General features: G+C 46.8%; 1 pseudogene. It reads right to left on the bottom strand.

From position 1 onward, the window contains the following. Nucleotides 1-1,962: pseudogene (locus EGI31_RS14475) on the bottom strand (SprB repeat-containing protein); the annotation flags it as partial.

The raw sequence follows: 1,962 nt of genomic DNA, 5'->3' as shown, positions 1-1,962 counted from the left end.
TACCACCAGAAGGTGCCCATGAATAGCTGTAAGGAGCAGTACCATTTGAAGCGGTTACCGTTGCCGATCCTGTACTTGCTCCATTGCACAATACATTCGTTTGAGCAGAAATTGAAACGATTAGTGCCGTAGGCTGCGTGATGTTGACCGTTGCTGTTTTCTGACAACCGTTTGCATCAGTCACTGTTACGGTGTATATTCCTGCTGCTAGACCTGATGCTGTAGCTGCTGTACCGCCAGATGGTGCCCATGAATAGGTATAATTAGGATTTCCACCTGATGCAGTAACCGTTGCTGATCCAGTACTTGCTCCATTGCATATTACATTGGTTTGAGCAGAAATCGATGCGACGAGTGCTGCGGGTTGAGTAATGTTGACAGTTGCCGTTTTCTGACAAGCGTTGGCATCCGTCACTGTTACCGTATAAGTGCCAGCTGATAAGCCGGTTGCGGTAGCTGCAGTGCCTCCAGAAGGTGCCCATGAATAAATGTAAGTTGGACTTACATTTGTAGTTATTGTAGCGGTACCACCCAAAGGAGCTGTTGTATTACTGAATAAGGGATTTCCACCAGACACTGTAACAGTTGCTGATCCAGTACTTGCACCATTGCATAAAACATTCGTTTGAGTAGAAATCGAAGCAACTAGTGCCGTAGGCTGAGTAATGCTAACAGTTGCTGTTTTCTGACAACCGTTTGCATCTGTCACTGTTACGGTGTATGTTCCAGCTGCTAAACCCGATGCAGTGGCCGCAGTGCCACCTGATGGTGCCCACTCATAAGTGTATGAAGGATTTCCGCCTGATGGAGTTACAGTGGCAGAACCAGTACTTGCTCCATTGCATAAAACATCAGTTTGTGCAGAAATAGATGCTAACAATGACGTAGGCTGAGTAATGCTGACGGTTGCCGTTTTCTGGCAAGCGTTGGCATCCGTCACAGTTACGGTGTATGTTCCGGCTGCTAGACCCGAGGCAATGGCAGCTGTCCCACCTGAAGGAGCCCATGAATAGGTATAATTAGGATTTCCACCAGATGCCGATACTGTAGCTGATCCGGTACTTGCTCCATTACAAATTATATTCGTTTGAGCAGAAATTGATGCGACTAGTGCCGCAGGTTGAGTAATGTTGACCGTTGCAGTTTGCTGACAAGCGTTCGCATCAGTTACGGTTATTGTATAAATTCCGGCCACTAGACCTGTTGCAGTAGCAGCTGTACCGCCGGAAGGAGCCCATGAATACGAATAATTCGGTGTTCCACCCGAAGCGGTTACCGTTGCTGTTCCAGTATTCGCTCCATTGCATAATACATTGGTTTGAGCTGATACAGATGCGACGAGTGCCGTTGGCTGTGTAATTGTTACCGTTGCTGTTTTCTGACAAGCGTTTGCATCTGTAACTGTCACCGTATATGTTCCAGCTGTTAGACCTGATGCTGTAGCTGCTGTACCGCCAGATGGTGCCCATGAATAGGTATAATTAGGATTTCCACCTGATGCAGTAACCGTTGCTGATCCAGTACTTGCTCCATTGCATATTACATTGGTTTGAGCAGAAATCGATGCGACGAGTGCTGCGGGTTGAGTAATGTTGACAGTTGCCGTTTTCTGACAAGCGTTGGCATCCGTCACTGTTACCGTATAAGTGCCAGCTGATAAGCCGGTTGCGGTAGCTGCAGTGCCTCCAGAAGGTGCCCATGAATAAATGTAAGTTGGACTTACATTTGTAGTTATTGTAGCGGTACCACCCAAAGGAGCTGTTGTATTACTGAATAAGGGATTTCCACCAGACACTGTAACAGTTGCTGATCCAGTACTTGCACCATTGCATAAAACATTCGTTTGAGTAGAAATCGAAGCAACTAGTGCCGTAGGCTGAGTAATGCTAACAGTTGCTGTTTTCTGACAACCGTTTGCATCTGTCACTGTTACGGTGTATGTTCCAGCTGCTAAACCCGATG

Origin of the sequence: Lacihabitans soyangensis, from assembly GCF_024343775.1 — a bacterium.
Lineage (GTDB): Bacteria > Bacteroidota > Bacteroidia > Cytophagales > Spirosomataceae > Leadbetterella > Leadbetterella soyangensis.
The sequence above is the reverse complement of the archived record's forward strand: the minus strand, read 5'-3'. Positions and strand labels throughout refer to the sequence as shown.